This is a genomic window from Mesorhizobium sp. M1D.F.Ca.ET.043.01.1.1, assembly GCF_003952385.1.
GTDB lineage: Bacteria > Pseudomonadota > Alphaproteobacteria > Rhizobiales > Rhizobiaceae > Mesorhizobium.
Window position 1 is genome coordinate 3,863,692 of sequence record NZ_CP034444.1, and the last position, 24,780, is coordinate 3,888,471.

21 protein-coding genes and 4 pseudogenes are annotated in these 24,780 nt (G+C 59.1%); 24 read left to right on the top strand and 1 reads right to left on the bottom strand.

Going from position 1 to position 24,780, the window contains the following annotated elements:
• The first annotated feature begins 59 nt into the window (after positions 1 to 59).
• Positions 60 to 1,094 (top strand): LLM class flavin-dependent oxidoreductase, encoded by a 1,035-nt coding sequence (locus tag EJ067_RS18875; protein ID WP_095484287.1) that lies wholly within the window; start codon positions 60 to 62, stop codon positions 1,092 to 1,094.
• 244 nt (positions 1,095 to 1,338) lie between these two features.
• Positions 1,339 to 2,545: pseudogene (locus EJ067_RS18880) on the top strand (IS3 family transposase).
• 10 nt (positions 2,546 to 2,555) lie between these two features.
• Here the strand turns inward: EJ067_RS18880 and EJ067_RS18885 are convergent.
• Positions 2,556 to 2,651: pseudogene (locus EJ067_RS18885) on the bottom strand (transposase); the annotation flags it as partial.
• Positions 2,652 to 3,168: 517 nt separating this feature from the next.
• Between EJ067_RS18885 and queC the strand changes: the two are divergent.
• The 22 genes and pseudogenes from queC to EJ067_RS18995 all read left to right on the top strand — a co-directional run bounded on the left by queC (position 3,169) and on the right by EJ067_RS18995 (position 24,505).
• Positions 3,169 to 3,867 carry a 7-cyano-7-deazaguanine synthase QueC gene (queC, locus tag EJ067_RS18890; protein ID WP_063170389.1) on the top strand — a complete coding sequence of 233 codons (699 nt, stop codon included), beginning with the start codon at positions 3,169 to 3,171 and terminating at the stop codon, positions 3,865 to 3,867.
• Positions 3,867 to 4,223, top strand: coding sequence for a 6-carboxytetrahydropterin synthase QueD (queD, locus tag EJ067_RS18895; RefSeq protein WP_126063824.1), 357 nt, complete (start codon positions 3,867 to 3,869; stop codon positions 4,221 to 4,223). The genes queC and queD overlap by 1 nt, the downstream gene beginning before the upstream one ends.
• A gap of 5 nt (positions 4,224 to 4,228) precedes the next feature.
• Positions 4,229 to 4,954 carry a 7-carboxy-7-deazaguanine synthase QueE gene (queE, locus tag EJ067_RS18900; RefSeq protein ID WP_164752747.1) on the top strand — a complete coding sequence of 242 codons (726 nt, stop codon included), beginning with the start codon at positions 4,229 to 4,231 and terminating at the stop codon, positions 4,952 to 4,954.
• A gap of 770 nt (positions 4,955 to 5,724) precedes the next feature.
• The gene (locus tag EJ067_RS18905) at positions 5,725 to 6,477 is read left to right on the top strand and encodes a carbonic anhydrase (RefSeq protein WP_126063825.1); all 753 of its coding nucleotides are present in this window, start codon (positions 5,725 to 5,727) and stop codon (positions 6,475 to 6,477) included.
• 160 nt (positions 6,478 to 6,637) lie between these two features.
• Positions 6,638 to 6,834 (top strand): annotated as a pseudogene (locus tag EJ067_RS35400) (7-carboxy-7-deazaguanine synthase QueE); the annotation flags it as partial.
• A gap of 1,051 nt (positions 6,835 to 7,885) precedes the next feature.
• Complete coding sequence (gene nifH / locus EJ067_RS18915) at positions 7,886 to 8,779, top strand: nitrogenase iron protein (protein ID WP_024505261.1); 894 nt, start codon at positions 7,886 to 7,888, stop codon at positions 8,777 to 8,779.
• 87 nt (positions 8,780 to 8,866) lie between these two features.
• Positions 8,867 to 10,369, top strand: coding sequence for a nitrogenase molybdenum-iron protein alpha chain (gene nifD / locus EJ067_RS18920; protein ID WP_024505262.1), 1,503 nt, complete (start codon positions 8,867 to 8,869; stop codon positions 10,367 to 10,369).
• Positions 10,370 to 10,498: 129 nt separating this feature from the next.
• Positions 10,499 to 12,040, top strand: coding sequence for a nitrogenase molybdenum-iron protein subunit beta (gene nifK / locus EJ067_RS18925; protein ID WP_126063826.1), 1,542 nt, complete (start codon positions 10,499 to 10,501; stop codon positions 12,038 to 12,040).
• 61 nt (positions 12,041 to 12,101) lie between these two features.
• Positions 12,102 to 13,577, top strand: a complete 1,476-nt coding sequence (nifE, locus tag EJ067_RS18930) for a nitrogenase iron-molybdenum cofactor biosynthesis protein NifE (RefSeq protein ID WP_095489376.1) — start codon at positions 12,102 to 12,104, stop codon at positions 13,575 to 13,577.
• 8 nt (positions 13,578 to 13,585) lie between these two features.
• Positions 13,586 to 14,938, top strand: a complete 1,353-nt coding sequence (gene nifN, locus EJ067_RS18935) for a nitrogenase iron-molybdenum cofactor biosynthesis protein NifN (RefSeq protein WP_126063827.1) — start codon at positions 13,586 to 13,588, stop codon at positions 14,936 to 14,938.
• Entirely contained in the window at positions 14,935 to 15,432 is a 498-nt protein-coding gene (gene nifX, locus EJ067_RS18940; RefSeq protein WP_063169371.1) for a nitrogen fixation protein NifX, read from the top strand. Before nifN ends, nifX begins: the two co-directional genes overlap by 4 nt.
• Before the next feature lie 16 nt (positions 15,433 to 15,448).
• Positions 15,449 to 15,928 (top strand): NifX-associated nitrogen fixation protein, encoded by a 480-nt coding sequence (locus tag EJ067_RS18945; protein WP_024505267.1) that lies wholly within the window; start codon positions 15,449 to 15,451, stop codon positions 15,926 to 15,928.
• 107 nt (positions 15,929 to 16,035) lie between these two features.
• Entirely contained in the window at positions 16,036 to 16,740 is a 705-nt protein-coding gene (locus tag EJ067_RS18950) for a response regulator transcription factor (protein WP_245467988.1), read from the top strand.
• Positions 16,741 to 16,835: 95 nt separating this feature from the next.
• Complete coding sequence (locus EJ067_RS18955) at positions 16,836 to 17,708, top strand: universal stress protein (protein WP_126087041.1); 873 nt, start codon at positions 16,836 to 16,838, stop codon at positions 17,706 to 17,708.
• 842 nt (positions 17,709 to 18,550) lie between these two features.
• A complete protein-coding gene (locus tag EJ067_RS18960; protein WP_063169368.1) occupies positions 18,551 to 19,849 on the top strand; it encodes a SidA/IucD/PvdA family monooxygenase in 1,299 nt (432 codons plus the stop codon).
• Positions 19,850 to 19,859: 10 nt separating this feature from the next.
• Positions 19,860 to 20,240, top strand: a complete 381-nt coding sequence (locus tag EJ067_RS18965; RefSeq protein ID WP_126080606.1) for a hypothetical protein — start codon at positions 19,860 to 19,862, stop codon at positions 20,238 to 20,240.
• A 272-nt stretch (positions 20,241 to 20,512) separates the two neighbouring features.
• Entirely contained in the window at positions 20,513 to 21,658 is a 1,146-nt protein-coding gene (locus EJ067_RS18970) for a TlpA disulfide reductase family protein (protein ID WP_063170388.1), read from the top strand.
• A 320-nt stretch (positions 21,659 to 21,978) separates the two neighbouring features.
• Entirely contained in the window at positions 21,979 to 22,422 is a 444-nt protein-coding gene (locus tag EJ067_RS18975; protein WP_245458601.1) for a DUF269 domain-containing protein, read from the top strand.
• Positions 22,423 to 22,512: 90 nt separating this feature from the next.
• The gene (locus EJ067_RS18980) at positions 22,513 to 22,671 is read left to right on the top strand and encodes a CCE_0567 family metalloprotein (RefSeq protein ID WP_224571204.1); all 159 of its coding nucleotides are present in this window, start codon (positions 22,513 to 22,515) and stop codon (positions 22,669 to 22,671) included.
• Positions 22,668 to 22,984: pseudogene (gene fdxB, locus EJ067_RS18985) on the top strand (ferredoxin III, nif-specific). Before EJ067_RS18980 ends, fdxB begins: the two are co-directional and overlap by 4 nt.
• A gap of 79 nt (positions 22,985 to 23,063) precedes the next feature.
• Positions 23,064 to 23,255, top strand: a complete 192-nt coding sequence (locus EJ067_RS35405) for an exopolysaccharide production repressor protein (RefSeq protein WP_127394248.1) — start codon at positions 23,064 to 23,066, stop codon at positions 23,253 to 23,255.
• Positions 23,256 to 23,491: 236 nt separating this feature from the next.
• Positions 23,492 to 24,505, top strand: coding sequence for a 1-aminocyclopropane-1-carboxylate deaminase (locus EJ067_RS18995; protein ID WP_024505903.1), 1,014 nt, complete (start codon positions 23,492 to 23,494; stop codon positions 24,503 to 24,505).
• Positions 24,506 to 24,780: the final 275 nt, after the last annotated feature.

Genomic DNA, 24,780 nt, shown 5'->3' on the forward strand with positions numbered 1-24,780 from the left:
ATATGTCGCCAGCTATGATGATTAGCGAATAAATAATAGGTAATTTGGAGAACAATTAATTGAAGAAAATTTCCGCTTCGGGCCTGACCTTCGGCATCTTCGATCATCTGGACGAAAACGGCGATGACATCGCACAACAATATGCAGATCGGCTGAGCCTAGCAGAAGCGTGCGATGGCTATGGCTTTTATGCGTATCATCTCGCCGAGCACCACTGTACGCCGCATGGCAGAGGTCCATCACCGAATTTGTTCTTAGCGAGCGTCGCCCAGCGAACCCGCAGTCTTCGTGTTGGTCCCATGGTAATGCTACTTGCGCTCTATCATCCGCTGCGTGCCTTCGAGGAGATCTGCATGCTTGATCAGTTGAGCGGCGGCAGGCTTGAACTCGGCATAGGGCGCGGCTCTGCTCCCACTGAATTGGGATACTTCGGGGTTGCTGTAGAAGCAGCACCAGAACAGTATGCGGAGGCCAGTGAGATTCTCATCAATGCGATGAAAGGCGGGACGCTTTCTTATCAGGGCCGCCACTTTGAGTTGAAAGATGTTCCGCTGACGTTGAGACCTCACCAATATCCCCATCCGCCGACATGGATCGCCACCAATCGACCCGAGCCGGCTAGCTGGGCCGCTGCGAATGGGGCAAACATCGCCTGCGTCGGACCTTCCACTTCTGTTCGCAGCGTTACCGACGCGTTCCGCGCCGCCCGAATTCACGATGCTGACATTGGCCAGCAAGCGCCATTTCTTGGATTGCTCCGAATGGTGGTGATAGGGCGTTCTGAAACAGATGCGTATTTGCTCGCAGCACCTGCCTATGAACGATGGCTCAATAGCTTCAAATTTCTATACGAACTAAATGCCATTTCCACTCCACCAAACTTGCCTTTGAACTTCGATGCAGCAATTGAAAGTGAATTGTGCGTCGTGGGAACGGCAGATTCTGTCCGAAAAGCTCTCCTTGATCAGCTGGAAGAGGCAGGTGCTAATTATCTTCTGTGTCAACTGGCATTTGGGGATTTGCCGCTGGATGCCTCACTATACACCGCATCGGCCATTCGATCCGAAATCATGGCTCGAGTTGCCGCATCGTGAATCCGTCGTGTGATTGGAGGAGCAGCGGCAGCGCTGCTCCTCATTGCGAAACGGTTGTGGGGGCCGGACTCCTGTCAGGTGTAAACCATTGGAGCACGTCCTATCTGATCCAGGTCATATCCTGCGGCTTTGAAGTAGTTGGCACATTCGGCTGGGGTGAAGAGGTCGACGACCGCGCCGAGGCCTTGCCCCTCTGATCTAATCCGGTTTGAAGTTCGTTCTGGCCCATCCAGAGGATCAGGACATGAAACGCAGCCGCTTCTCTGAAGAGCAGATCATCGGAATTTTGAAGAAACACGAGGCCGGGGTATCGGTTGGCGATCTGTGCCGCAAGCACGGGGTCAGCGACGCCTCGATCTACAATTGGAAGGCCCGCTTCGGCGGGATGGATGTCACCGAGGCTCGGCGACCTGAAGGGCTGGAGGACGAGAACACGCGCCTGAAGCGGCTTCTGGCCGACGCCATGCTCGACAATGCCGCGTTGAAGGACCTTGTGGGAAAGAAATGGTGACGCCCGCCGCCAAGCGGAAAGCTGTCGCTCGCCTGAAGGAAGGCTTCGGGATGAGCAAACGGCGGGCGTGTAAAGCCATCGGCTGTTGCCGCATGACGGTTCGCTACCAGACCAGCAGGCCGGACGACCGGGAGGTTCGCGAGCGGATGAAGGCGATCGCGCAGGAGCGTCGCCGGTTCGGCTACCGGCGTCTTCTCGTGATGCTGAGGCGGGAGGGCCTGGTCGTGAACCACAAGAAGCTGTTCCGGCTCTATCGGGAGGAGAAGCTCGCCGTTCGCCGCCGTGGCGGCCGCAAGCGGGCGATCGGGACCAGGGCGCCAATGCTGGTGCCGCTGAGGCCCGACGAGTGCTGGTCGCTCGACTTCGTATCGGACCAGCTCACCGACGGGCGCCGCTTCCGCATCCTGGCCGTCGTCGACGACTGCACGAGACAGTGCCTGGCACTCATCGTTGATACGTCTCTCTCGGGCATGCGGGTTGCCCGCGAATTGGACCGGCTCATCACTAGCGCGGCCGGCCCAGGATGATCGTCAGCGACAATGGCAGCGAGTTCACCTCGAACGCCATCCTCTCCTGGGCGGATCAGAACCGCGTCGAATGGCATTACATTGCGCCCGGCAAGCCGATGCAGAATGGCTTCATCGAGAGCTTCAACGGCCGACTGCGCGATGAACTGCTCAACGAGACGCTGTTCACCTCGCTGGCTCAGGCGCGCGTAGCCATCGCCCTGTGGCACGCCGACTACAACACCGCGCGGCCGCACTCCCAAATCGCCTGGCAGACCCCGGCCAAGTTCGCCAGCACCTTCAATCCGCGACGGTCGCTCGCGCTGCGCTATGCCAAAGGCTCCGCGCCAGCGCCCGTCGCTTCACCCGCCCAGCAGGGCACAACCCACGCCGGAAACGAACTCAAAACTGCTGGGGCAACGTCAGTCCCATAGAGCCTTGATGGTCGGCCTTTGCTCGCAGCAGCGCCTTAGGTTGGGCGAAGGCGTTCTCAATCGGATTGAAGTCGGGACTGTAGGGCGGCAGGTAGAGCAGGCTCGCCTGCGGCCTCAATCGCGCCGCGCAGGGTTCTCCAGGCGGATGTCGCCAATGTCAAATTTGCTGGCATCCATGTCGCCCTCGCTTTCTGGTTCGAGATCGGAAAATCGCCGAATAATCAGCACATCAACCTGCGCCTGAAGGAGCTCACTGCCACTTTCGGCTGGCGGGGTGTGCCGCCCCACAATTAGAATGTCAATTGTCGTGCCAACCGCACAAGCGAAGGCCAGAAAGCCAACATGTGTTCTGCGGCTTAATTAAGAGTCAGCCGATGTCGGCCGAACATCACCTTGTCTCGAAGTCGACGATCCGACAGCAGATTGCGAAAGTTGGCGCGATGCGAAACAAACTGCTGAAGCGCTCAACTTTTATTGATCACGCGTGTTGGACGCGACGCACTCCCGTTCCAATCGGGCTGAGCGCAAATTCTCCCGGTTCACAAAACTGAGTCGCTGGAGTAGTGGGGGCGCAGAGAAATCTCCGGTCGCAGCCTTACCCGGTCAAAACAAGGATACCAATGATGAAGACTCTCGCCGTCTGCTCTGGCGGATTGGACTCCGTTTCCCTTGCTCACATGGTGGCAGCGGAGCACGAACTCACCGGCCTTCTATCTTTCGACTATGGCCAACGGCACAGGAAGGAATTGGGCTTCGCCGCTCTTTGCGCGCAGCGACTGAAGGTCCCGCACCAGATCATCGACATCGGCGAAATTGGCCGTGGCCTTTCCGGCTCAGCGCTGACTAGCAGTATCGACGTGCCGGACGGCCACTACGCCGAAGACACGATGAAGATTACGGTGGTGCCGAACCGCAATGCCATCATGTTGGCAATCGCCTTCGGTCTCGCCGCCGCCCACAGCGCCGAAGCGGTGGCGGCGGCCGTGCATGGTGGGGACCATTTCATCTATCCCGATTGCCGTCCGGCCTTCATTGAAGCTTTCCAGACAATGCAAGACCGCGCGCTCGACGGCTATGCGCAGATACGCCTCTATGCACCGTATGTGAATCTCGGAAAAGCTGACATTGTTGCGGATGGCGCAAGATACGGCACCCCGTTTGCTGAGACCTGGTCCTGTTACAAGGGCGGCGTGCGTCACTGCGGACGATGCGGGACCTGCGTCGAGCGGCGCGAAGCGTTCCATCTCGCCGGGCACGCTGATCCCACCGACTACGAGGACGCCGATTTCTGGCTTGAGGCGCTGCGCAGGAGGCGCGCGTAATGTTCCACATCACCAAGGAATTCCACTTCTCGGCCTCGCATCAGCTCACCTCCTTGCCTCCCAACCATCAATGCGCGCGCCTGCACGGGCATAACTATGTCGTCGTAGTGGAGCTGTCGGCCAAGGAACTGGACGCCCACGGCTTCGTGCGCGACTATCACGATCTGGCGCCGCTCAAACGCTACATTGACGAGAGCTTCGACCATCGGCACCTCAACGACGTGCTGGGACATGAGAAGGTCACGGCGGAATGCCTGGCCAGACATTTCTATGAATGGTGCAAGGCACGTCTGCCGCAGACCGCGGCCGTGCGCGTTAGCGAAACACCGAAAACTTGGGCGGAATACCGTCCGTGACCGACATGCATCCCGCAATCCGTGTGAGCGAGATATTCGGGCCGACTATCCAGGGCGAGGGCGTGCTCATCGGCTTGCCGACGGTGTTCATCAGAACCGGCGGATGTGATTATCGCTGTTCATGGTGCGACAGCCTTCACGCGGTGGACAATCAGTATCGCCATGAATGGCTACCGATGCCGATCGATGCCGTGTGGCAAACCGTCCATGCGCTTTCCGGCGGCAGGCCGGTTATGGTCTCCTTGTCAGGCGGCAACCCGGCCATTCAGCCGTTCGGTCCCCTCATAGAACGCGGCCATCGCGAGGGCTATCGTTTTGCACTGGAAACGCAGGGTTCCGTGGTGAGGGAGTGGTTTGCGGATCTTGACGTGCTGACCCTTAGCCCAAAGCCGCCGTCCAGCGAGATGACCACCCGTTGGGCTGCGTTTGATGCATGCCTCGAAGCGGCGCAAGAGAAGCCGCAAATCGTGCTCAAGCTCGTCGTTTTCGACGAGAGTGACTATGCCTACGCCAAAGAAGTCGCGGCGAGATATCCGCACCTTCCGATCTATCTGCAACCCGGCAATCACACGCCGCCGCGCCCTGGCAGTGAAGACGCCTCTGTCGACTTGGACGGAATAATGATGCGAATGGAATGGCTTGTCGAAAGGGTGACTAGCGACAGGTGGTTCGAAGCCCGCGTGTTGCCGCAGCTGCACGTTCTGCTTTGGGGTAACAAGAGGGCGGTCTAGTCTGCGGCTTGCGTCGCACCGGAAGGCCGGGCTCCAACGGCTTGGCAGGCTCTCTTCGCGTGCCGAGTACAGCCGAGCTTTGTTCGCGTCAGCGGTCTCGCGATTGTGCGGCTGGAAACCGCCCGGACACCCCGCTGCCGGCGTGTGTCACCTTGACTCCGATGAGCTGTCGTCACGCAAAGTTGAAATCCGCAAGAACTGGCCTTCTCGCCCCACCTGCTCCGTCGCAAGCACGTCATCCCCTCATCCTTGTCCAGCTCTTATCGATGTATCTCATTGTCCGGCCTGACGCACGACTGTCAGCATGGGAATGCATCCATTGCGCAAATGCCTTCCATAAAGAAGATCGATTTCCTCACTGGCCCAACGTGAAATATAGCAACGTTTTCGTGGCGTGGGTCGGCTGCGTCGGGAGTAGCGATGAAAACGTATTAGGGTCGCCTGCGTCTCCTTGGGCAGCGAGTGTAAAGTATAGCGATGCGGCCTCCGGCGCGAACGGCAGCCGCGCAGTGATCACCTTCGCCTGTGCCTTTGCGGCGGGGGTCAAGCGCTGGTCTGCTCAAATTTTTTATCGTTTAGCTGGTTGAAACTGCTCCCGTTGCGGGCTGCAGAAGCCGGCCAGCCGAGAAACGGCAGCCGCACTTATGAAAGCACGCCAAGGCATGCGGGCATCTATCAGTTGCAAAGGACAATACTGGCCGCGCCGATTGGCCATCACGCGTCCATTAGGGCAGCCACCAACATCAGTTCGCAAGAGGAGCAAAAGTAATATGTATCGTCGTCACCTGATCAAAGGGTTGGTTGCGCTCGGCGCATGCCGGATTTGCGTTCAAGCCGCCCAAGCGACCAGTGCCCATTGGGGGTACACCGGTCCGGTCGGACCGGAGCACTGGGCTGATCTGGATAAGGAAAATTTCGTATGCTCTGCCGGCACGCAGCAATCGCCGATCAATATCAACAGCGCGGTCAAGGCGGATATCCCGCATATCGCCATCGGCTGGCACAAGGGCGGCGGCAATATGGTGAACAACGGCCACACCATTCAAATCAATATGCCACAAGGCAGCACGCTGACCCGCAGCGATCGTGTCTACGAACTGGTACAGTTCCATTTCCATGCGCCAAGCGAACATCACGTGGCGGGCAAGAGCTTCCCGATGGAGGTGCATTTCGTTCACAAGGACACGCAAAGTGGTACTCTGGGCGTGCTGGGCGTCTTTTTAACGCCCGGCGCGACAAATGCCAGCTTTGCTGCCCTTGCTGCGGCCTTTCCCGAACTGCCGAATGGGGAGGTGACGATCGACGAGGTGAATCCCAACTGGCTTCTGCCAGCCTCGCTTGGCTATTGGACTTATGAGGGCTCACTGACGACGCCGCCGTGCACCGAAAACGTCGAGTGGATGGTGGCGATGGAACCGGTTGACGTTGATCCGGCAGACATCCAGCGATTTGCCTCCCTCTACCCGTCGAACGCGCGCCCTATTCATTCACCCAATCGACGCTTCATCCTGCGCCAGAGTTGAGCGCCGCCCCAGCGGTTCCGCACGGTCCAACATTCTTGGCACAAGTTGGCGCGAAGCCTCCTCTTCCGGTCTGGCGGTCTGACGGCGCTCCCCAAGCTGGCTAGTCTAAATGATAGGGATTCGGTGCCGACACCACTCGTCCCAAAGACGTCGCGGCGAGGTTTGTCTGCAACCCGGCAATCACACGCCGCCCCGCCGTGGTAATGAAGACGTCTCTGTCGAGTCCGACGGAATATGATGCGCATGGAATCGCTGGTAGAAAAGGTGACCAGCGACAGGTGGTTCGAAGCCCGCGTCTTGCCGCAGCTGCACGTTCTACTCTGGGGTAACAAGAGGGTGGTGTATACCTTCTCCTAGCTTCGCCGCCAACTACTCGGTTTTCCGAATTGCTCTCTATATTCTTGAAGACGATGCGTTCGTTAAAGACATGTGCTGCGCACCTGGTGTAAAAGCTGCTCTCATCATGCAGAGGTCAAGCCAGTCGGGCTCATCCGAGGCTATGGCCGTGAGCACTGTTCAGTTCGGCAGAGAGGGCGCTTTTGTACACACTTTGCGATCGTGGCGGCCCCGTGGGCAGATCTGCAAGCTGCCGCGACACTAACCTCTCGAAGCCCGCCCGCCCGCCTGTTGATGCGTGTCTCCCAGTAAGATTCCTGTCCAAGAACGTGATAATCTTCTTGCCAGTGTTGTAGCTGATGTTGCCCTTGATGCCGCAGCCTACCGCGGCGGGACCAAACTCAATGGCAAGCAGGCCGGCTAGGATCGTGCAGCCAGTCGCGAGCCTCGCCCACAACGGGGTCTCACGCGCATGAGGGCGCCGACCATGGGTTCGGCGGTTCGTACGCGTATAACACGTATCTTTCTGAAAAAATCAATGCTCTCGGCTAAGCTACTGAATTATTTGGCTTCCATATAGCGCGTCGGCGGAACCAACTTGTAGACGGGCTATGAAAGGTTAAGCGCGGATGTCTATCGGCCGCCGGCGTTCCCGCTCTGTAAGCCTGCCTGAACTACCCGCGCCGCGGTCAAGCCCCAGGCTCCTGCTCATCCAGCGACCGCCCGATCAATGGCAGGCTGGAAAGACAAGAGCCGATGTCTTCCGATGGTCTCGCCATCAGCTTTGGGCTAACTTCCCCATTCTCCCGCTTCGAGCTCGACACACGGCGGTTTGGATGGCGCACGACAATCTGTGTCGGCTTTGTCGTGTCCGTGACAGACGCCTGAAAGGCCCGTTCGCGCGTTTTGCCGCCGTCTAAGCGGCTGGAATTTAATGACAAAGTTTTTTCTGGGATCGGCCGATCACGCTGGTACGCTTTTTGCGATGCTTGGTGTGAGGCGGCACGAGCTGCCTATCGGCACTTGTGTCGCGGGCAGTCGCGATGATTAGAACGAAGGAAGGAAAGCTATTATGTCAGGTCTGCGTCAGATCGCCTTTTACGGAAAAGGCGGCATCGGCAAGTCCACCACGTCCCAAAATACGCTCGCTGCCCTTGTCGACCTCGGGCAGAGAATCCTCATCGTAGGATGCGACCCCAAAGCCGATTCCACACGCTTGATCCTGAATTCGAAAGCTCAGGATACCGTCCTGGATCTCGCCGCACAGGAAGGTTCGGTGGAAGACCTCGAACTCCAGGACGTGCTCAAGGTGGGCTACAGAGGCATCAAGTGCGTGGAGTCCGGCGGCCCCGAGCCGGGTGTCGGTTGCGCCGGCCGCGGCGTCATCACCTCGATCAATTTCCTCGAGGAGAATGGCGCTTATGACGATGTCGATTATGTCTCCTATGACGTCCTCGGCGACGTGGTATGCGGCGGCTTCGCCATGCCGATCCGCGAAGGCAAGGCCCAGGAGATCTATATCGTCATGTCCGGCGAGATGATGGCGCTCTATGCCGCCAACAACATCGCCAAGGGCATCCTCAAATATGCCCATTCGGGCGGTGTGCGGCTGGGCGGGCTGATCTGCAATGAACGTCAAACCGACCGCGAACTCGATCTGGCCGAAGCACTGGCTGGCCGATTGAATTCCAAGCTCATCCACTTCGTGCCCCGCGACAACATCGTCCAACATGCCGAACTCAGGAAGATGTCGGTGATCCAGTACGCGCCGGACTCAAAGCAGGCAGGGGAATACCGCGCTCTGGCCGAGAAGATCCACGCCAATTCGGGCCAGGGTACGATCCCGACGCCGATCACCATGGAGGAGCTGGAGGAGATGCTGCTCGACTTCGGCATCATGAAGACCGACGAGCAGATGCTTGCCGAGCTTCACTCCAAGGAAGCGGCGAAGGCGGCGGCCCAGTAGTGACATTAGCGCTGCCATGAATCGGCGCGCCTTGCAGAGAACGGCGCCTATTCTTTGAGGCGTCACCCAACCTTGAAAGGGGGACTCATGAGCCGGGAATACGAGAATGACGGTGCTCTTCATGCGAAGCTTATCGAAGAGGTGCTGTCGCATTATCCCGACAAGGCGGCGAAGCGCCGCAAGAAGCACCTCAACGTCGCAAAGAGCGGCAACGAGGCTGGCGGGGAAAGCGAGGTCCTTTCCGAATGCGACGTCAAATCGAACATCAAGTCCATTCCCGGGGTGATGACGATTCGCGGCTGTGCATATGCTGGTTCGAAAGGCGTGGTGTGGGGGCCAGTCAAGGATATGGTCCATATCTCGCACGGCCCGGTCGGCTGCGGCCAATATTCTTGGTCGCAGCGCCGCAACTACTACGTCGGTACAACGGGCGTCGACACGTTCGGGACAATGCAGTTCACCTCCGATTTCCAGGAGAAGGACATCGTCTTCGGCGGCGACAAGAAGCTGGAACAGATCATTGACGAGATTGAAGTCTTGTTTCCGCTCAACAACGGCATCACCGTGCAGTCCGAATGCCCTATCGGCCTGATTGGCGATGACACCGAGGCCGTTTCTCGCAAAAAGACCAAGGAGTATGACAAGACGATCGTGCCGGTACGCTGCGAGGGCTTCCGCGGCGTCTCGCAGTCGCTTGGCCACCACATCGCCAATGATGCAATCCGGGATTGGGTCTTCGACAAAAAGGATGTCAAGTTCGAGGCCGGCCCCTACGACGTCAACGTCATCGGCGACTACAATATCGGCGGCGATGCCTGGGCCTCGCGCATACTGCTTGAGGAGATAGGGCTGCGCGTGGTTGGCAACTGGTCGGGTGACGCCACACTCGCAGAGATCGAGCGCGCCCCGAAGGCTAAGCTCAATCTTATCCACTGCTACCGGTCGATGAATTACATCTGTCGGCATATGGAGGAAAAGTATGGCGTCGCCTGGATGGAGTACAATTTCTTCGGTCCCTCCCAGATCGAAGCCTCTCTGCGCAACATAGCCAAGCATTTTGGGCCGGAAATCGAGGAGAAGACCGAAAAGGTCATTGCCAAGTACAGGCCGCTTGTTGATGCGGTCATCGCCAAGTACCTGTCGCGCCTGGAAGGAAATACCGTGATGCTCTATGTGGGCGGCCTGCGCCCCCGCCACGTCGTCACGGCCTACGAGGACCTCGGCATGGTCATCGTGGGCACCGGCTATGAATTCGCCCACAGCGACGACTATCAGCGCACCGGCCACTACGTGAAGAACGGCACGCTGATCTACGATGACGTGACCGGCTATGAGTTGGAGAAATTCATCGAAGGGATTCGCCCAAATCTGGTCGGCTCGGGAATCAAAGAAAAATACCCGGTGCAGAAGATGGGCATACCGTTCCGCCAGATGCATTCCTGGGATTATTCAGGCCCGTATCACGGCTACGATGGCTTTGCCATTTTCGCACGTGATGTGGATCTCGCCATTAACAACCCGGTCTGGGACCTATTCCACGCGCCTTGGAAAAGAAGCCGGGGCGATGAGCGGGCGATGGCTGCCGAATAAACATTTGCTTCAGCCCCAGTCTCCCACTGAGACGGTGAACTCCCGCGGCCTCTGATCCGCCGGAGCCTGGAACGTCTTGACGTCCTGAGCTGCCGTCCCGCGCAGCCAGATGCAAAAGAGGTAATCATCATGCCGCAGTCGGCTGAAAAAATTCTCGATCACGCTCCCCTGTTCCGCGAGCCGGAATACAGAAAGATGCTCGCTGAGAAGAAGCTAAACTTCGAATGTCCGCACCCCGATGAAATCATTTCCGATCAGCGCGATTTCACCCAGACGTGGGAATACCGCGAAAAGAACCTCGCCCGCAAAGCGCTTGTCGTGAACCCGGCCAAGGCCTGCCAGCCGCTGGGTGCGGTATTCGCTGCCGCCGGCTTCGAGCGAACCATGTCCTTCGTCCACGGCAGCCAAGGTTGCGTCGCCTATTACCGCTCGCACCTGTCGCGCCATTTCAAGGAGCCTGCCGCGGCGGTCTCCTCCTCAATGACCGAGGATGCGGCGGTGTTTGGCGGCCTGAAGAACATGGTCGACGGGCTCGCCAACACCTACCAGCTCTACGACCCCAAGATGATTGCCGTGTCGACGACCTGTATGGCAGAGGTCATTGGCGACGACCTGCACAGCTTCATCCAGAACGCCAAGGACGAAGATTCAGTCCCGCGCGACTTCGACGTGCCCTTTGCCCACACCCCGGCCTTCGTTGGCAGTCATGTCGACGGCTATGACAACATGGTCAAAGGCATTTTGGAGCACTTCTGGAAAGGTCAGGAGCGTACGCAAATCGAAGGAACCATCAACATCATTCCGGGCTTCGACGGCTTCTGCGTCGGCAACAACCGGGAGCTCAAGCGCCTGCTCGATGTAATGGGCGTGTCCTATACATTGATCCAGGATGCCTCTGACCAGTTCGATACGCCTTCGGACGGTGAATACCGCATGTATGACGGGGGCACGAAGATCAACGAGGTGAAGAAGGCCCTCAACGCCGAGGCAACGCTTTCGCTGCAGCATCACAACACCCGAAAGACACTGGGCTATTGCGAGGAGGTCGGGCAGGCGACGGCCTCGTTCCACTATCCGCTCGGCGTTCAGGCGACGGACGAATTCCTGATGGAGGTCGCGGCGATTTCCGGCAAGGAGATTCCCGAGGCAATTCGCCTCGAGCGCGGCCGACTGGTAGACGCCATGGCGGACAGCCAATCCTGGTTGCATGGTAAGAAATACGCCATCTACGGTGATCCCGACTTCGTTCACGCAATGGCCCGCTTTGTCATGGAGACCGGCGGCGAGCCAACCCATTGCCTCGCCACCAATGGCACCTCGGCATGGGAAGCCGATTTGAAGAAGCTGCTAGCATCCTCGCCTTTCGGCAAGGCTGCCCAGGTTTGGGCGGGCAAGGACCTGTGGGCGCTGCGCTCACTGCTCTTTACCGAGCCGGTGGACCTTTTGATCGGCAATTCCTACGGCAAGTACCTGGAGCGCGACACCGGAACACCGCTGATCCGGCTGATGTTTCCGATCTTCGATCGGCACCATCATCACCGCTTTGCGCTCTTTGGCTACCAGGGAGCGTTGCGCGTGCTGACGACGATCCTCGACAAGATCTTCGACAAACTCGATCGCGAGACGAGCGAGACGGGTGTGACGGATTATTCCTATGACCTCACGCGCTAAGAGCCGTGGCCGGCTTTTCGCCGAGGCCATTCCTTGCCCAATGGACTGGGGAGGCTGAGCAATGTCCTCCCTCAGCGCCAAAATCAAGGACGCCTTCGATGAGCCCGCCTGCGATAAGAACCGTGGCAAAGATGCCAAGGCGCGCAAGGAGGGCTGCTCGAAGTCGCTGACACCAGGGGCGGCAGCCGGCGGCTGCGCCTTTGACGGAGCCAAGATCGTCCTGCAGCCGATCACCGACGTTGCGCATCTGGTCCATGCGCCGCTCGCCTGCGAGGGCAATTCTTGGGACAACCGTGGTGCGGTTTCGTCAGGGCCGACCTTGTGGCGGACAAGCTTCACGACCGACCTCACCGAACTCGACCTTGTGATGGGGCAGGGCGAGCGGAAACTCTTCAAGGCGATCCGCGAGATCAAGCACACATACGCGCCGCCGGCGATCTTCGTCTACTCGACTTGCGTAACGGCGCTGATCGGTGACGACATCGAGGCCGTGTGCAAACGCGCCACGGAAAAGTTCGGTTTGGCCGTGGTGCCGATCAATGCGCCTGGCCTGGCAGGCTCCAAGAACCTCGGCAATAAGCTCGCCGCCGAGGCGTTGCTCGATCATGTCATCGGCACGGTCGAACCCGACGACCCCGGACCCTACGACATCAACATCCTTGGCGAATTCAACCTCTCGGGCGAATTCTGGCTTGTAAAGCCGCTCCTCGATCGGCTCGGGATCCGGGTGCGCGCCTGCATTCCCGGCGATGCGCGTTACCGCGACATTGCTTCCGCGCACCGCGCCCGGGCGGCAATGATGGTGTGCTCGACCGCGCTGATCAGTCTTGCCCGCAAGATGGAGGAGCGCTGGGACATCCCGTTCTTCGAGGGCTCCTTCTATGGCATCTCCGACACATCGCAAGCTCTTCGAAACCTTGTCAGGCTGCTGGTGAGGAAGGGCGCCGATCCGGAGATCCTCGAGCGCACAGAGACGCTGATCGCGCAGCAGGAGGCGATCGCGTGGAAGAAACTCGAATCCTACCGGCAAAGGCTCCAAGGCAAGCGCGTGCTGCTCAACACAGGCGGTGTGAAGTCCTGGTCGGTTGTCCATGCGCTGATGGAGATCGGAATCGAGATCGTCGGCACCTCGATCAAGAAATCTACGGTGCAGGACAAGGAGCGCATCAAACAAGTTCTCAAGCACGACAAGCACATGTTCGAATCCATGGCTGCGAGCGAGCTGTACGCCATGCTCTCTGAACACAGGGCCGATATCATGCTGTCGGGCGGTCGCACGCAATTCATTGCGCTCAAGGCCAAGACGCCCTGGCTCGATATCAACCAGGAGCGCCAGCATCCTTATGCCGGCTATGACGGCATGGTGGAACTCGTACGCCAGATCGACCTCGCCATTCACAATCCGATCTGGTCTCAGGTGCGCCAGCCGGCCCCGTGGGATTGCCAGCCTGAGCTGATAGGCGAATTGCCGTGCACGAGGAACGAGACCGCGTACCTGTTTGATGAATTCGCCTGCGCGACGGCACACGAGTGTTGAGGCGACCGATGGCCCGCATCCTTCCCCAGAGCAAATCGGCGGCAGTCAACCCGCTGAAGTCGTCGCAGCCGCTGGGTGCCGCCTTTGCCTTTCTTGGCGTCGACGGTGCGATGCCGCTGTTCCACGGCAGCCAAGGCTGCACAAGCTTTGCGCTCGTTCTCTTCGTGCGGCACTTCAAAGAAGCGATTCCCTTGCAGACTACGGCGATGGATGAGGTGGCGACCATCCTCGGCGCAGCCGACCATCTGGAAGAGGCGATCCTCAACCTCAAGAACCGCACGAAGCCAACGCTGATCGGGGTGTGCACGACCGCGCTGGTGGAGACGCGTGGCGAAGATTGCGCGGGTGATATTGCCAACATCATGCGGAAGCACACGCAACAGCTTGCGGGTACGGAGGTCGTGCTGGCCAACACGCCGGATTTTGACGGCGCGATCGAAGAGGGCTGGGCCAAGGCAGTCACCGCAATGATCGAAGGGATTACGCGCTCGGGCGAACGGGCGCGGCACCCGAAGAAGATCGCAATCCTGCCCGGATGCAACCTCTCTATCGCCGACATCGAGCATATGCGGGACATGGTTGAAAGCTTTGGGCTCAAGCCGGTTATTCTGCCCGACATTTCAGGCTCGCTCGACGGTACGGTTCCTGACCGCTGGGTAGCGACCACATACGGCGGCACCAGCGTCGAAGACATTCGCGAGTTGGGCACGGCCATGCAATGCATCGCCATCGGTGAGCACATGCGCCGCCCGGCGAAAGCGCTGCACGGGTTGACCGGCGTGCCTTACGTGTTGTTCCAGTCACTGACTGGGCTGCAGGACACGGACCGCTTCGTGTCGCTGCTGTCTGCGATTTCGGGCGCGGCGGTACCGGCCCGCGTGCGCCGGCGCCGGGCGCAATTGCAGGACGCGATGCTCGACGGACATTTCCATTTCGGCGGCAAGAAAATTGCCATCGCTGCCGAACCAGACCAGCTGTTCCAACTTGCGACCTTCTTTGCTGGCCTCGGCTCCGAGATAGCCGCGGCCGTCACAACGACCGACAGGTCTAAAATTCTCGAGAAAGTCCCGGCGGTTTCGGTTCAGATCGGCGATCTCGGCGATCTGGAAAGTCTTGCCGTCGGTGCTGACCTGCTTGTCACGCATTCGCACGGGCGCCAAGCATCGGAGCGGCTCCGAATTCCGCTCATGCGCATCGGGTTCCCGGTCTTCGATCGACTAGGCAGCCAGCACAAGCTCGCAATTCTCTATCAGGGCACCCGCGACATGATCTTCGAGGTCGCCAGCATCTTCCAGGCCAACCAACACGCGCCCACTCCTGAGGCGCTTGATCCACTCCGTAATCGAGAAATATCACGATGAACGCTGTTCGCCGCCTCTCGCTGGTCAGTAGTGAGGTTTTCGCCCCGATGCCTGAACGACGTAAGGGCGCATTGCGCGTTGCGATCGCCACTCAGGACATGCAGGACCTCAACGCCCATTTCGGGTCGGCCAGGCGCTTTGCTGTCTACGACGTGACGCGCGAGGAATGGAATCTCGTAGAAGCCGTGGCCTTCGATGACGTGTCCGATGAAAGCGGGGAGCATCGGGCCGAGCGCGATGATCGCATCACGCCAAAGGTGGATGCGCTCAAGGGCTGTCAGATCCTGTTTTGTCTGGCAATTGGCGGCCCTTCGGCAGCCAAGCTTGTCGCGGCAAAAATCCACCCGATCAAAGTGGCGGAGCCCCAATCGATCCCACAGGTGCTCTTGCGCACGCAGATGATGCTCAGGACGTGTCCTCCGCCTTGGCTGCGCAAGGTGCTGGCGCGAGCGGGCATTGCCGAAAAGAAACCGTCCTTCGAGGACGAGGACTGAAAAGAGGAGGACGCCAATGCCTGACCCCGCAATCCCCCCAGCTGTCGCCGAAGACGAGGCGGCTCTTTGCACCCCGTTCGTCAAATGCCTCGTGCGGCTGATCCGTTCTCAGGATTCCTATGGCTCGTGGGAACGCAAAGCGGACGCTGAGCTGCTGGGCGACTTCATCATTACCAAGGAACAGCGCCGAGGGATCCCAATCATCGGAGATCCCGATCCCGACGTGCTGTGGAGGCTCGACAAGTACTACGCCGCCATCGGGCTTGCGATCGAGGAGCGCTGCGGCCTTATGGCATCGCCGATGATCCAGGTGAGCCATGAGGGTTTTGGTCGGGTGCTTTTCACGACCGGACGGCTGGTCGTTTTGTCCAAAACGCTGCGCGATGTCCACCGGTTTGGCTTCGAGACGCTCCTGAAGCTCGCCACGGCCGGTACGAAGCTGGTCGACGATGCGATTTCAGTCATCGAAACCTTTCCCCACGTGGCGCTGGCATGATGGGCGCGATTTTCGAGAAAGGCCATCATGACGGACCCGAGAAACTATGTTGGCCAGTCCCCTCGATCCAGGGACTCGAGGCCGACCAGGTTGTTGGGGTATCGCCGATGAAGAAGCCGCTGGTCCTGATCTGCTCGCAAGATGCCGAGTTCTATCTGCTCTACAGCCACATACTGGAGGTTGACGGTTTCAGCAGTGAGACGGCAGACGGCGCGAAGGCTGCGCTGGCCTTGGCCGAACAACGGGAGCTTCAGGCCGTAGTGCTGGATTGCGACCCAGCCAGCATAAACGGGTCCGCAATTTGCGCCCACCTCAAGCGGGAACCGCGCACCACCGACCTGCCTATCATCGCCCTGATCGCGCCTGGCGCCGAGCACCAGCACCTCGATCTCTTGAAGGCAGGCGTTGAGAGCTTTGTGCGGCCGGTGGCTCCGGCCAAGCTGCTCGACTGCCTGCGGGCGAGGCTCGGGCTGACCAAGCGTGGTCCGAACGGGGTTGAAAACGACAGTTGGATTTGTTGTGGAGGCCTGGAGATGAAGCTCGATGCCCATCGGGTTCGCGGTAATGGCCACGACATCCATCTCGGACGGATCGATTTCAACGTGCTGCGGCTTATGATTGAGGCCCCCGGCAAGGTCTTCAGCCGGGACGGGCTTATCGGGGCGGCCTGGCTGCCCAACATTCATGTCGGTGCACGCACCGTCGATGTCCATATCAGCCGAATCAGGAGGGCGCTGAAAACGGCCTTGCCCGGCAGCGTCATTCGCACCGTCAGGTCGGCCGGCTACTCGCTCGAGAAGCCGGACGACTGAAATCGGTGATCGAACGTGGTGCCGCTCTCTCTTCCTCCTGAGAGCGGTGTTGCCGCTTTGAGGCGCTCCTAACGAAGACCAGGAGAAGCAGGCAAATGGAATTTAAAAGCATATTCAGTGTGACGGGTGCTGATCATTCTGATGAGGACCTCACAACAGCTGCCGGACTGTGTGCCGAGGTCGGCGCGCACCTATCGGTACTCATTATACCGCCTCCATTGCTCTTGATGTTGTCTCCGCCCCCCGAATGGAATACAGGACGTGCACAGGCAATTGCAGTACCGAACTATCGATTTCAGCAAATCGAGAAATTTTCACAGGACGTGACCAGAATGGAAAGACGGTCCGCGGATATCCTCAAAAGGCTGAAAGCTATGTCGCTTTCCTGTGACGTTGACACCGACTATTGCGATCCGGCTAGCCTCGGTGAAGTGGCACGACAGCGGGCGCTCTGCGCTGACCTGACGATCGTTGGAGGAGACCTCCTCAACGATGAGACTCTCGGACCTCCTGTTGTCAACGGCTGCTTGTTCGATAGCGGAAAGCCGGTGCTCATCGTGCCGAAGGGCGTTAAGGCGACGCTGTCGCCTCGACGCGTGCTGGTCGGCTGGGATTCGCGTGTAGAGGCCTCGCGTGCGGTTCGGGAAGCTCTTAGTATCCTATCCGCTGCCAAGGAAGTCTGTGTCGCTATGGTCGATCCAAAGGCGCAAAACAACGGGAAAGGCGCGCAGTCTGGAGCTGACATCGCTGCCTATCTTACTCGGCACGGTGCTCGGGTCTCCGTTGACCTGCTTAAGAGCGCCGGCAAATCGGCGGGCACAGTGCTGACCCAGCACGCGAACGACATCTGTGCTGACATGATGGTTATGGGTGCTTATGGCAGCCGTGGGCTGCGTGAGCGGATTTTCGGCGGTCCGCCGAGCTGGAGCTTTGGGAAGACCACATTGCCGCTGTTTTTGGCTCGCTGATCAGCTCCGTAGGAACACCGATCAGGTCGTAGGACCGCCAACCAGTCCGAAGTCGTCGTCGGTTACCGGTCGGATTGCGGAGACATGGCTGGATCCGCGAACATCTTGCGACGCTTGTCAGAGCCAAACCGGACGCCTCGACTGCTTCACGACGCTCTCGTGAACCAACTCGTGCGAGATCGTCCGCAACGGGCAGTAAAGACGAACGGCTGCAGCAGACCGCAGCCAAGCCACAGGGCGGGTGTACCAGGAGACCCCGCCTCGTGCGCGAACCCTGTTGGAAGGCCCCTTATCAGTACCCGGACGCGCGTCAAATCGGCGGCTGTCCCTGTCAGCCTGCGGTGTGCAAGGGCCGCTGCCGCGGAGCTTCCCCTGCCCGATCGTCGGGCGTGCGACAATGTCGGATTCCAGACGAGCTGGAACTGCGCGAACTCGTTGGTTTGACAGGTCTTTATCCGGCACGCCGCATGCATGGGAGTCTCCGAAAGCATTAAGAGCCGTTATCCATGGTTACGCCCCTCGAAAGAAAGAGCCGCTTCCGTCGTGGCAGGGAAACAGCCACTCCTGGGGTGGAGGCCGGCGCTAGAAGCCGCCGTAAGATCCGGAAGAGCCGCGCGACAGCATCACACACTTTCCTTCTGCTCTTGGGTTCGGATCACGCCGCGCCGCTGTCGATGCCGCCGACATTGAGCCCAAGACCTGGAAGGCGGCACACGCTTTTGCTGTCCTCTCAGTCGGGACCGCGGCTCAAGCATGCCTGTGAGGTTCGCATTGCTCAATGCCCGGCAATCGACGTCAACATGCCGCTGAGTTGGAAAACACTCCTAGAGGAGTAAGGATAAGTGGACCTCTTTTGTATTGGTGTGGGTGCTGGACCATCTAATTTGAGCCTTGCGTGTCAGATACAGGAAGAGATTGCGCAAGGGGCACTGTTCCTGGACCGGGAGGTCGATTTCCGAGGACATCCAGGCAGCGCTTTCGATTGCGCGGAGCTCCAGGTCGGCCACTTCCAGGATCTGGTTACTCTGGTCAATCCGCGATCAGCCTACACATTCGTAAACTACCTCCACGAGAACGGGCGTCTTTACAATTTCCTCAATGCGCAATTTCACGGGGTGCTTAGAGCCGAGTTCGCCCAATATCTCAACTGGGCGTTCCAGAAGAATCCGCTTGTCCGTGGCGGCGAGGCCGTTCGCGAAATCCGCTTTGACGGCGAGTTTCGCGTGCGGACGGACAACGCGGTCCTTGATGCAAGAAACCTCGTCATCGACATAGGCAAGCAGGCGCAAATTCCGCCTCAGTTTCATGGCTGGACTGGACCCAACCTGTTCCACTCATCTGAGTTGGCCCACATCAATCCTGAGGTGCAAAAAAAGCATGTCTGCGTTGTTGGCGGCGGACAGTCGGGAGCCGAGCTGCTACTGCACCTTGTCGGCCGGCCGAAAGAACGGCGGCCCGCGGCGATCACATGGGTCTTGACGCGCGAGATGCCTTTCGACGACCACGCGTTCACAAACGGGCTGTTCACGCCATGCTTCTCGGATCGTTTTGCTGCGATGAGCGAGGTGCATCGACAGCTGTTCCTGCGGCGTTTCGCGCTTGCCTCCGAGGGCATTTCAGAAAGCAAGTTGCGCGCGGTCTATCAGGCGCTCTACCACCACGCCTTTCTCGAGCCACACCAATGCGAGATCACATTGCGGCCAAGTTGCAACGTGTCGCGCTGCATCAATGCCGGAGCAGGGCACAGGCTCACGCTGCAACGCGGCTTGGACAACATCGGAGAAGTAACCGCCGATATCGTCATCCTGGCCACCGGGTACGAGAAACCGCTGCCGGGTTTCCTAGAACCGATCGCAGATCGCCTCGAACAGATCGGCAATGAGCTCGCCATCGGCGAGGATTTTTCGGTGTACTGGGACGGACCGCGAGACCGACGCCTTTTCGTTCAGAACGCCTGCCTTGGACAGCGCGGGCTGGCTGATCCGAACTTTGGGCTGCTGGCCTGGCGAGCGCGCCGCATCCTTGACAGCCTTCTGCGGCGCGCGCCATGCGCCAATCCCGAGCATCTAGGGTTCATCAACCGTCCCTTGACGGAGTGCTGGCCCGACCTCGGAGTCGAACAAATGGGCAGCGGGATATGATTCGTCGATATTGATGATCGGCGGTGGCATTCAGGAAAGATTTCCGCCTCTGGCGGCAAAAGCGGGACGAGCAATATTCCTACGGCGTCAGATCGCTCTGCTCGCGCTTGAGCAAGGTAGCGTCGCGCGACTCCTGCTTGGCGTGAAACAGCAAAGGGCATTCAATCACGATGCAGCTTTACGTGCTGTCGGGCTCAACGCCACGTGGATCGAGCCCAACGCCGCCGTTGGCAACCGCGACGCGAATTATGACGCCGGGCCACATGCGGCGGTGGCTGCAAGGGTACCGAGCCTCTCCCGCACTTTCGACCCCATCGCCGAAGTGCGACTACTCCAGGACGCCGAAGCCGGTCTTATCGCCAGCGGGCCAGCCAAACTCTCACCTTCCTAAACGGCAGCCGCTAAGGTGAGCCGTCGAAAGCCGACATTCAGGTTAACGTCAGCTGGCCGTGTTAGGGCTCGCTTATTCAAGGCGGTACCGGCGCTTGCCGAAGCTAAGAAGGGTTGGCATGCCCTTTGCCGTGCTTGATGTGCGGCAACACGGTGAGAGCTCCGCTGAAGCAAGCGAGAGGGAGCAATGCCCTCGAGACCGTGTCCGATTTTGACTGGAAAATATTCCGCGACAAAAGAGACGAAAGGTGTGGAATGACTTTGGACACCAAGATGGAACTGCGTATGGGGTCCCCGGCTCCTGCGCTGAAAGTGGAGAACTGGCTGCGTGGCGAGCCCCTCACGAGCCTTCGGCCCGGCAAGGTCTACCTCGTTGAATTTTGGGCGACTTGGTGCCGACCATGTGTCCACGCCATGCCCCATTTGATCGAACTGCAGGAGAAATATAAAGACAGCGGATTTGAGATTATCGGAGTCGCAGCTTGCGAAAAGGCTGCAACCGCGGACGAAGCGCGGACCAACGTGGATGCCTGGCTGACCGAGAAGTTCCCGAATCTGAATTATCGGACAGCGTTCGATTGCACTGGCGAAATGAAAAAGCTCTGGCTGGAACCCAGCTCTTCGTTCGGGATTCCCACCTCGTTCGTGGTCGACCGCGACGGCCACATCGCTTATATCGGCCACCCGGCACCTCTCGATGACGTTTTGCCGAAAGTCCTTAACGGCAGCTGGCGCAGCAGCTATGAAGCGAAAGCCGTCGATGCAAAGCGAATCTCGCGTGTGCGCGAATCGTCGCTGAGTCAGCCGATATACGCCAAACTTGGGCCGGCGATGCAGGACGAGGATTGGGCAGCGGCACTATTGGCCATCGAAGAAGGCCTCGCCGTGATGCCAGACTCTTTTGATTTTCGGCGGGTTCATGCGGATATTCTGCTTCACAAGCTGCGCGACATCAAAACCGGCTTGCCGCTTATGCGCGAATTGGTCGAGGACGCGATCAACAAAAAGTTCGAAGCGATGTCTTGGGTGGTGATGGCGCTGAACCAACTCTTCCATCCCACGATCGACAACTCCCATCTTCCGCATGATGATCGCTTTGCGATGGGCAAGGAGCTCTCCGAACAGATCCTGGAACTTAATCCTCCGCAAGGCGATGGAGACTTTAAATTCGGGTGTTACTTTCCGGTCGCTCAGTATTATTACGAGAGCGGCAACAAGGACCGGGCGATCGAGTTGATCGAGGTGGCAATCAAATCGCTGGACCATTCGGAGCCAGTGCCGGACCAAACCAAACAGCGCTACCTCACCTCGTTGCTCCAAGCCCTGGCCAACTACACGGGTGAGCCTGCCTGTCACGCGGGTCTCTGTGTGGCTCCGCAAAACAAGACTTCCGAAACTCAAAACGCTGTCACTTCCTGAGCAAGGATCGCGAAGGGCATGACAATTGGAATTGAACACCGGCAAATCCGCCCGCCCAGGCGCACTTCGCAGCAATAACGTCGATGCCGCAAAAGTGCGCGGCTTGCGGCAGGTGGAATTTCCATTGCGTTTACCTCGGGTCGAACCGCGGCGCAGGCGTTCGCGCCGCGGTGAAAGGTCTCGCATTGGTGGACGTGCTCGAGGTCGGCCACGGGACACTGTTGCGTGGGATCGGCTCGCCCAAGCCATTCCCCGCCCACGCAAGCGCCCGAACCACACATCGCAGAAAAAGAGATCGTCCTTCAAGAGGAGTACTGAAATTGGGGAAAAGCGAAATTCCTCATGAACCGGTTGGCCCTGCTGTCCACGGGGACGGCGAGGCCCTTGCTTCCCCGTTCGTCAAATGCCTCCTGCGGCTCATTCGTACTCAGGATTCCTTCGGCTTATGGGAAGGCCATTCGGATGCCGAGCTGCTGGCCGAGTTCATCATCACCAAGCAACAGCAACGTGCGGTACCCTTTGGCGGCGATCCCGATCCTGACGCGCTGTGGAGGCTCGACATGTTTTACACCGCCGTAGCGCTTGCGATCGAGGAGCGCTCCGGCGTGTCGACGTCGCCGACAATAGAAATGAAACCCGTGGGGGCTTCCGGCGGTTGGGCGTTCTGTCGAGACGTCCACCGGTTCGGCTTCGAGACTTTCCGCAAACTTGCTGAGGCCGGTACGAAACTGGTCGACGATGCGACTGCAGCCATTGAAGCCTAGCCCGAGATGGAGCGCATCAAGAAACCATTGTTCCAGAAAGGATCTATGTCAGACCTAGATAGGATGAGGAAAAAAGTCTGAAAGCTCCAGTTGCGTGCAGCTATTGCCAAGATGGCATTGCAGGACCTCGTCGAGGGTCTGCCGGGCAAGTGGGCCGACATACAGGAAGTCGCCGAGAAAACCCAAGCCGTTTATGCCGAGTTGGATGTTGCCAAGAGAGAACTCGCTTCAATGAAGAATTTAGGATGATGCGCACATTCACCACCCGTGACGGCTCCATTTGGATGCCGCCGTACCTGACCTCCATCGATAGCAAACCTGCATCGGCTGCTGCCGTTGTTTCAAGGTCTGCTCGCGCGATGTCATGCATCTTCACGGCGTTGATGATGCGGGTGAAATCCTCGGCCCCTGCGATGACGAGGACGACGATTTCGACGGCAAGCTCAATCGCATGATCATGGTTGTCGATGATGCCGGCCGCTGCATCGGCTGCGGAGCCTGCGGCCGCGTCTGCCCCAAGAACTGCCAGACGCATGTTGCGGCCGACGAGCTCGCAACATGATCTGGCGAAAACCAGGGGAGCGGCGTGCACTTCATCTTTTTGTCGGCTCGTGGGGCTGGTCCTGTGCAGCAATGCGTCGATGGTTTACTTCGCTTTGGATTCGCTCCGTGTGGCAGTCGTCACGACGCTGGCCTGTTCGCTGCTGCTTCAGGCCGGCTCCTTCGGCCGCGTGCTCTTTCTGATCTGGCAGTCCTCTAGCCGCGCTCGTGGAACTCGCCACAGGGGCCAGCATGCCGATGGTTACAGGAAAGCTCGGGTACCAGTCGTCTGACTCTGATCAACTGCGGAATGCAATTTTCAGCTGTGTCCCGGCTTGGTCGAATGCCCAGCATGTGCTGCTGCTTTGATGCGCGGATGACAGGATCAGTGCTCAGACCCACACCAATTTTGGTCACCCTCTGATGACTGAGCTGATCGTATAGGGAATCTGTGTTCGGCTAACACGCGACCATACCCCTGGGCTGACCGGTGCGTAGCCGGTTCAGGTACTTTTTTGCTGGAGATAGCATGCTGGAAAAATTCGAACGTTATCCGCTCACCTTTGGACCCACGCCGATCGAGAGGCTCGACCGCCTCGGCAAGCATCTGGGCGACAAGGTGGAAATCTACGTCAAACGCGAGGACTGCAACTCCGGTCTCGCGTTCGGCGGAAACAAGCTGCGCAAGCTCGAATACATTGTGCCCGACGCGATCGCGTCAGATGCCGATACGCTCGTCACAATCGGTGGCGTGCAGTCCAACCATACGCGCATGGTCGCTGCGGTCGCCGCCAAGATCGGCATGAAATGCCTCCTGGTCCAGGAGAGCTGGGTCCCACATGATGATGCTGTCTACGACCGGGTCGGCAATATCCTCTTGAGCCGCATCATGGGGGCAGAGGTGCGCCTGGTTGACGAGGGCTTTGACATCGGCATCCGCCGCAGCTGGGAAAAGGCACTTTATGAAGTCAAGGCAAGGGGCGGCAGGCCATATGCGATACCTGCCGGCGCCTCTGTCCACAAATACGGCGGCCTGGGCTATGTGGGGTTCGCTGAGGAGGTGCGTGCCCAGGAAGAGCAGCTTGGGTTTGCCTTCGACTATATCGTCGTCTGTACGGTGACTGGTTCAACCCACGGCGGCATGCTCGTCGGGTTCGCCAAGGATGGTCGACAGCGCAACGTGATCGGTATCGATGCCTCCGCCATGCCCGCCAAGACCAAGGCGCAGGTGCTCGGCATCGCCCAAAATACAGCGAAGCTCGTCCACCTCGGAGCGGAAATTGTCGAGGCAGACGTGGTGTTGTTCATGGACTACGCGTACCCGGGTTATGGCGTTCCATCGGAGGAAACCAAAGAGGCAATCCGTTTGTGCGCGCGGCTCGAGGGCATGATTACGGACCCCGTTTACGAGGGCAAATCGATGCAAGGGATGATCGACCTCGTCCAGAGGGGCTTCTTTCCACAGGGATCGAGGGTCCTCTACGCACATCTAGGCGGCGCGCCGGCGATCAACGGGTACGGCTACACCTTTCGCAACGGCTGACGTTCGGCAGTCTGCGATTCCGCGGTCGCGCTCGAACGTGGGTAGGTAGCGTCGTTCGAGCGCTTGGCTGGAGAAGTGGAGGCAGCGACGGGCATCCACTAATTGGTACCATTACGTGCTGTCGGGGCTCAACGCCACGCGCATTGAGCGCATGCCGCCGTTGGCAACCGCGAGGCGAATTTTGACTCCGGGGCAAGAATCCACACGCGGCGGTGGCGGCACGAGGACCAAGCCGGCGAGTTCGCGCTTTCGAACTGGCGCCAAACTGCCACTGC